9 protein-coding genes are annotated in these 6,975 nt (G+C 49.0%); 6 read left to right on the plus strand and 3 right to left on the minus strand.

What is annotated here, in order from left to right:
* Positions 1-2 precede the first annotated feature (2 nt).
* The 6 genes from thiF to GX117_00460 all read left to right on the plus strand — a co-directional run bounded on the left by thiF (position 3) and on the right by GX117_00460 (position 4,603).
* Positions 3-674, plus strand: coding sequence for a sulfur carrier protein ThiS adenylyltransferase ThiF (gene thiF / locus GX117_00435; GenBank protein ID NLO31812.1), 672 nt, complete (start codon positions 3-5; stop codon positions 672-674).
* 332 nt (positions 675-1,006) lie between these two features.
* Positions 1,007-1,591 carry a hypothetical protein gene (locus GX117_00440; GenBank protein NLO31813.1) on the plus strand — a complete coding sequence of 195 codons (585 nt, stop codon included), beginning with the start codon at positions 1,007-1,009 and terminating at the stop codon, positions 1,589-1,591.
* Between the two features lie 64 nt (positions 1,592-1,655).
* Positions 1,656-1,952, plus strand: coding sequence for an integration host factor subunit beta (locus GX117_00445; GenBank protein ID NLO31814.1), 297 nt, complete (start codon positions 1,656-1,658; stop codon positions 1,950-1,952).
* Positions 1,953-2,104: 152 nt separating this feature from the next.
* Complete coding sequence (tatC, locus tag GX117_00450) at positions 2,105-2,941, plus strand: twin-arginine translocase subunit TatC (GenBank protein NLO31815.1); 837 nt, start codon at positions 2,105-2,107, stop codon at positions 2,939-2,941.
* Positions 2,942-2,954: 13 nt separating this feature from the next.
* A complete protein-coding gene (locus GX117_00455; protein NLO31816.1) occupies positions 2,955-3,578 on the plus strand; it encodes a twin-arginine translocase TatA/TatE family subunit in 624 nt (207 codons plus the stop codon).
* Positions 3,579-3,607: 29 nt separating this feature from the next.
* Positions 3,608-4,603 (plus strand): methyltransferase domain-containing protein, encoded by a 996-nt coding sequence (locus GX117_00460; GenBank protein ID NLO31817.1) that lies wholly within the window; start codon positions 3,608-3,610, stop codon positions 4,601-4,603.
* A 21-nt stretch (positions 4,604-4,624) separates the two neighbouring features.
* Here the strand turns inward: GX117_00460 and GX117_00465 are convergent, their stop codons facing one another.
* The 3 genes from GX117_00465 to GX117_00475 all read right to left on the minus strand — a co-directional run.
* The gene (locus GX117_00465; protein ID NLO31818.1) at positions 4,625-5,533 is read right to left on the minus strand and encodes a 2-oxo acid dehydrogenase subunit E2; all 909 of its coding nucleotides are present in this window, start codon (positions 5,531-5,533) and stop codon (positions 4,625-4,627) included.
* A gap of 80 nt (positions 5,534-5,613) precedes the next feature.
* Positions 5,614-6,549 (minus strand): hypothetical protein, encoded by a 936-nt coding sequence (locus tag GX117_00470; GenBank protein NLO31819.1) that lies wholly within the window; start codon positions 6,547-6,549, stop codon positions 5,614-5,616.
* A gap of 150 nt (positions 6,550-6,699) precedes the next feature.
* Positions 6,700-6,975 (minus strand): haloacid dehalogenase-like hydrolase (locus GX117_00475; protein ID NLO31820.1); only part of this gene is annotated, 276 nt, incomplete at its 5' end.

Raw genomic sequence — 6,975 nt, forward strand, 5'->3', positions numbered from 1 at the left:
CTATGGAACAGCCTATGAAACCGTTTCTCAACAAGAGACCCATTCCTTCGAACGAAGAACTGGAAACCATGATGGCGGAGCGCCACACCCCTGAGATTCACAAGGTTCTTAAAAAGGCTTCTGTCGCCATTGCCGGTTTAGGCGGTCTCGGCTCAACCATAGCCATTGCGTTGGCACGCCTCGGCGTGGGTAATCTCATCTTGGTAGATTTTGACGTCGTCGATGTAAGCAATTTGAACCGACAACAATATTTTGTCGATCAGGTGGGGCTCAAGAAAAGCGATGCCCTCGCCTCCATCCTGAGCCGGATAAACCCAACGGTAACATGCAGCGCCCATGCACTGCGCCTGACTCCGAAAAATATCCCGAGCCTTTTCCAAAGCTGCCCCGTGATAGTGGAAGCCTTTGATATAGCAGCAGAAAAGGCCATGTTGATCGAGACGGTGCTGCGCGCCCTTCCCGACACGAAAATTGTTGCTGCTTCCGGCATGGCAGGATTTGGCAGTGCCAATGAAATACGTACGCGACGACTGGGCGCTAATCTCTACCTTTGCGGCGATGAAAAGACCGAGGCGCAGCCGGACAGAGGGCTTATGGCACCGCGGGTAGGTGTGGCCGCCCATCACCAAGCAACCATGGTGCTGCGTTTATTGTTAGGGGAAGATACCCCTTAATCGGAAAGGGCGGGAAAAGCCTATCTAGAATAGGATTACAATATCCGGACTTGTGTTATAATAACGCATTGGAACAATATGTGTTGCTGCAAATAATCGGAACAACAGGGTGGTTCAACGCATGTATATGGTCTGTACCCTGTTTTGTGTCACGAGATTCAAACTGATTTGCTATCTAAATGACATATTGCCGGAGCGCTTTAATACCGGCTTTATTTTCGACAGGGCAGTTCGCAGCTAGAAGTCTTTCTTTAATTTTATGTCCTGCTTATGCTAAATTAACTATTCTGAAGTGATGTGGAGCCCGCTTCTAAAAGGAGATTAACTTTATTATGGCACTCAGCAAAAAACAATTACGTACGGTTCAAATGCTTGAACGCCGTGTTGACCTTTGCCGCGAATTTATGAATGACTGGTTGCTGTTCAACCAAATCCTCACGACCTATCCAAATCCCGGCGTGAATAAAGCCCAACTTGAGAATCAGTTCCTCAAGATCAAAAGCAAATTGGCCCGTCAGCACCGCGTACTGCAACAGACCCTGGTGGACGATTACAGCTTGGACGGTAACACCATGAACATTGTTTCCGGTGCGACCAACCTTGAAGCTATCTATTCCCAGTCAGAAGTGGCGCTTAAAAAGCTACAGACCGAATGGCACCGTGCCTTCATCGCCATTTATGAAACCCTAGGCGTAATTGAAGACAAAAAAGCGCGCGCCGAACAAGGCGAAAAGATTTATCTTGCCACAAACGATCTGGCTGCAGGCGGCGGCGGAGGCGGAGGCGGCGGTATGGATCCCGCCACGCTCAAAACTGTTCTTATTATCGGCGCAATCATCGCCGTTATTGCGATCGTAGTAATTTTTGATATTGGCGGCATTGGTACTATGTACAAGAGTGCGCTTGGAATGCGTTAATTGGACTGTTTCTCTTTATTCAAAACCCGAAACACGCAATACCATACTTACAGGATGAACAATTGTGACCAGACATGATTTAGTAATGCGTTTGGCCAAACGCATGAAAATAGATCCCGATTTAGCCCGAAGCTATGTAGAGAGTTTTCTGGAAACGGTATTGGATATCTTGGGGACAGGCGAACGTATTGAGATCCGCGGTTTTGGAGTATTTCAGATTGAGGAACGTGCCGCACGGGTGACACGGAATCCACGCAGTGGAGAAACGGTAATCGCAAAGCCGAAGCGTACTGTTAAGTTTAAGATGGGAAAAGAATTGCGTGATCGTGTCCGAAGTACTACGCCCCAATCTGAGAAGTAAGTTTTTTGACGATGGTTCTTCCGTCGGCGGCATCCCCTCTTCCCCCTCATTTGTTTGCAACACATACAGATTGCCCATTGTTACGAAATACCGATACGATAAGAAAAGGGGCTGCGCTTTAAACCAAGGCACTATGCATAGGAGTGTTTTCCGTGTCTCGTGATGAAAAAAGAATGAGTTTTACCGAGCATCTCGGAGAATTGCGTACCCGTCTCATACGGTCATGCGTTGCCCTCTTGGCAGCTGTGATCATTTGTTATGCCTTATCGAACCAGATCTTTTCGCTCCTATCTTGGCCGCTCAGACCTTTGAACGAAAGCGGTATCATCGTCACAGACGCTGATCCGGAAGCAATTACCGAAGGTGCTGATGCCGAAGCGGCGGCTGCAGAGCTTCCCCAAAAAGCAATAGACAAGGTTCAATGGACCGTCCTTAATCCCCTTGAATTTATTGTTGTCAAATTTAAGATAGCCGGTTACGGCGGTTTATTACTTGCCCTTCCCTTCATTTTGTGGCAGCTTTGCGCCTTTATCTTTCCCGGTTTATTCGATAATGAACGACGTGTTATCCAAATATTAATATTCGGCTGTAGTCTGCTCGCTTTAGCGGGCGTGAGCGTTGCCTATTTTGGCGTCTTCCCCGTCGTATTGCCCTATCTTCTGGAATGGATACCTGAAGGCGTTCTCGTTCAACTGCGACTCAATGAAACCTTAAACATTATTGTAATTTTACTTTTTGGATTCGCCGCGGCATTCCAATTTCCCATGGTCGTCTTGATTTTGGTGTATATGGGCTTGCTGACACCGCAAGGATTGAAACAGTATCGGAAAATAGCGATTGTTGCCATGGCAATTTTATCCGCTATTTTGACCCCTCCCGATCCCGTTTCCATGATAGTCATGGTGACCCCTTTGGTGATCTTGTACGAGCTTAGTATTTTGGGCTCTTATTTGGTAGTGCGTCGCAAACAGGCGAAAGTAACGGAATAAAGGAAATCCGATCATGCTTGGCATTGGCATGGGCGAAATGATTTTGATCGGTGTGATCGCGTTAATCATATTTGGCCCTGAAAAATTTCCCGACTTTGCAAAAATCGCCATACGTACCATGCGTGACATTCGCGGTTATATGGATGATATCCAAAGTGAAGTCACAAAAGAACTAAATCCTTTAAAAAAAGAGATCAAAAAACTCTCCTCAGAAACAGAAAGCTATATTGATAAACTGTCCAAGGAGACCGATTTATCAGACGTTCTCGATAACAAATCCACCCCATCCACCTCGTCGAACGTGGATCCTACCGACCGCCAAGATGATTCTTCTTATACCTACGCGCCTGTGCGATCAACGCCTCCCGGAGAAGAGGAGCTTCCGGCAAAAGAAGAGGAGTCCGGCGAGGATACAGCGACAGCGTCTGATTCAGAAGAAAGTGACGTTGCAGCGGCGACATCTGATTCCGAACAAAGCGATGCTGCCGCAACCGCGCCCGATGCGGCACCACGTGACGCAGCGCCTTCGGAGTTTCAGGAATCCGGCTCTTCAACAACAGAGATTCCCGATGCTGTGGAGGCACCTGAAAAAGATGAATTTGATTTGACGGAGCCGCCCCCCGAACGTCTGGGCTAATCCCTATCAGTACTGTAATGAGGTGAACCGTGCCTGATTCCGAACAAATACGTGAGTGGACCACTTTTGTAAACACCATTTCCAACGGATACAAAAAGTCTCAGTTACTTTTCACGGCAGTCAAAGCCGGTATTTTTGATCTCCTTGAAACGCCCCAAGACAGCGAGGCCGTGGCCGCGTCCTTAGGATGGAGCGAACGGGGTGTATCCCTGATGCTGAATGGTTTGGTTGCCTGTGGTTTGCTTAAGAAAGACGAAAGCCGCTACAGCAATGCGCCCATCGCCTTTGCCACCCTAGCGAAAAAAGGACAAGCCTATCAAGGGGACATTATTAAACATAATCTCGGCAGTTGGGAGCATTGGTCCACCCTAGATGAGCGTGTGCGGACCGGACGCGGTTTGGCATCAAGCGAAAAGCGAAGCGGCGAATCCCTGCGCAACTTTATCCTCGGCATGGCAAATACCGCTCAACTGAGTGCGCAAGCCGTGTTGTCCACCATGGATTTGTCGCCCTATGGACATATGCTCGACCTTGGCGGCGGGCCCGGAGCCTATTCGATTGCCTTTACCCAAGCCTATCCCAACCTAAGAGCGACCCTCTTTGATCGGGCGGATGTGGTAGAAATTGCCAAGGAGCAATGCGCAGCGGCGCAGTGCCTTCATCGTATTGATTTCATTACCGGTGATTGTCTCAACGATGATCTCGGCACGGGCTATGATTTCGTCTTCATCTCGAATTTGATTCACAGCTTCAGCGAAGCAGACAATGCCGCGCTGCTTCGCAAAGTCTATCATGCGCTGGAGCCGGGCGGAATGCTTTTGATCAAGGATTTCATAGTGGAAAACGACCGTTCAGGCCCGCCTTTTAGCCTGATGTTTGCGCTGCATATGTTGGTACACACCGAGGGCGGAAATACTTACAGCTATGATGAAATCCAAGCTTGGACGGATGAGGCGGGATTTGAAGGAGGAGAATCTATCGCCTTAACGCCGCAGACTCGCTTATGGATTGTCCACAAAACCTGAGCGCCCCGTGGCGCAATGCACTTATAGCGTGATCAATTCCTCGGGCTCCGCGCAAAGCCCATGTAATCGGTGTAGAAAACCGACGACATGTTCAAAATCCAGGGCGCGATGATCTATATAGAAGGTCATTGGCATAATACTGCGGATAGCCACACTTTCTTCGCCCGCTTCGTTTTTCATAACCATGGGCTTTCTTTGAATTCCTGTAAGCCCCATGGCCGTAATTTGCGGCGGAATGATTTCGAGCAAGACGCAATGACAAGGAAGCCCCGGGACAAGCGTGCCGCCATTGGACACCAGTGTAGTGGCATCAAGCAGATCGGCAGGACCCAATCTTTCTGTGAGTGGAACCCGGGCGAAACGGCGGCGTTCTTTTAGAGGCGGCATGGAGATACGTTGCGCGCTGAAAAAGTTTGCCCAAATGCGTCTTAAAATACTCAGGAACTGCCCCTTAAAGAATCGTTCTTTCGTATCGAGAAGACTCACCTCAACGAGGAGCAAATCGATAGGTGTATTGTTGGCGCGCCGTTTCAACTCGTCCATGGCACGGCATACATCGGGAAGGGACAAACGGTCCAGATTGCGCACAATAGGCGTGATCATGCGCTTCTCTTTGGTCACCATAGGTACGGCAATATCGATGCTGTCGCGGTACAGTACTTTACCGGAGCCGTTTTTATTGGAATAGGATATGGAGCTATTGATTTCAGGGGATTCTTTAATACTTTCCGCAATGATCTTCAAGATGACCGAATTCATGGTAATGCGGATGTCTCGGTATTCTTCCTTCTGACGTAAGGCATCAACAAAGCTGAGCACTTCCGTTACATCGAGATCAATGACCAAACCGGCATGGGGAATGGTCTGCCATGATTCCACCGTCTTATGGGCTACAACACGGCGTTGAATATCGAATACTATTTCTTTCATGCAAAATCCTTTGTATTGTTGGGAAGGTTATGAAGTGCTAGCGGCCGGCGCAATGGGATATTCTTCTTTTGATCCGCTTTTTATTGGCATTCTTTTTCGTAGCCATGGAAAGCCCCGGCTACATCCGCTTCTGCCGCATTGCCGCGATGGATGAAAAGTCTGTAGCGTAAGGTAAACGAATCGCCGGGCTTCATCACATGATCTTCCCGGTGCGGCCAAGATTGACCTAAAAATCCATAGTGACGCAGTATCCATCCGGGATGGGGATATCCGGGATTGTGGGGATGTTGAAATATAGCGGTCCCTGAATAGTCTTTACTTTTCTTTTTCTTGACATAGGAAATATCAACCCAAGGCGAATTCAATTCCAAAAGATCATCGGGGCTCTCCCCTGCTGCCGACGTAAAAAGAAAGGGAGCGCGGGAGGCATCAGGTCGAATACAAAAGCCGCCATAGCCTTTGTGATCTGTTTGGCTGCCGCGAAGTGTAAACACCTCATCACTTATATTTTTAAAGGACAATTCAAAATCAATGGCGCGGGAATCTTTTTGGGCAGCATGAACCACCATTCGCATTGTTTCTTCCATGACAGGCTTGTCAGGCGCATCATCATAGACCCAGTGCGTGACAGCGCCCAAGGCAGCTTGGTTTTCATGAGCCTCGCGAACTACCCAATCTTTGTGGATTTCGCGGATACCGTCGAGAAGCCAAATGTCGGCGCGACGCTCGCCTAAGCTGCTATCGGGCCATGCCCAAAAGATGCCGCGATGGTGGAAATGATCTAGGGGAAAATCTTGGGTCAATGGTTCACCGTCCAGCCCAAAGAGCGGATGAATATAGGCTGCTCGTCGATAGCCCTCAGAAACGATAAAGGGGCGCTCCCCCGGGACATAGCGATAATGCAACACGGGCGTATCATTTTCCATGATCTGTATTGTCTGTCCATCATCGGTGAAAGAAAAAGCGCCATGAAAAAGGGCCGCTGTTATGATGCCCGCTACACTTAACAAGTACATATTAACTTTCCTACACTATTGGTTTTTTATAGAAAGGGTGTTCTTCGAACACGCATTATTTTCAATCTATAGGGCGGATCATGTTGTCGAATCCAAAGACTATTCCATGAAAAACGCTGCGACACGCGAGCGGCAAAGGCACAGCAGCCTTCATTCTCCATGCTGCGGGCTGCGCGCTGTTTTCGATTCGAGTTTTCGCCGTCGTTCCTCTACCATCCGATTTGCAATGATGGTCACCTGCCGCTGCAGCCACATATCCGTTTGACCGCCCGCGCGATAATCAGCAGGGCCGCAGGAATCGACGCGCCCCGTTTTCAGCAAATCATCGACCTGCGCAAAGCGCTCTGTCGATCCCGGCGGATACACGGCATAGGCGAGCCCGCCGTGTTTGCGCACAACGGAGAACGTGGGAATGTCGCTGGGGCC

The sequence above is a fragment of the Candidatus Hydrogenedentota bacterium genome (assembly GCA_012523015.1).
Classification (GTDB): domain Bacteria; phylum Hydrogenedentota; class Hydrogenedentia; order Hydrogenedentales; family CAITNO01; genus JAAYBJ01.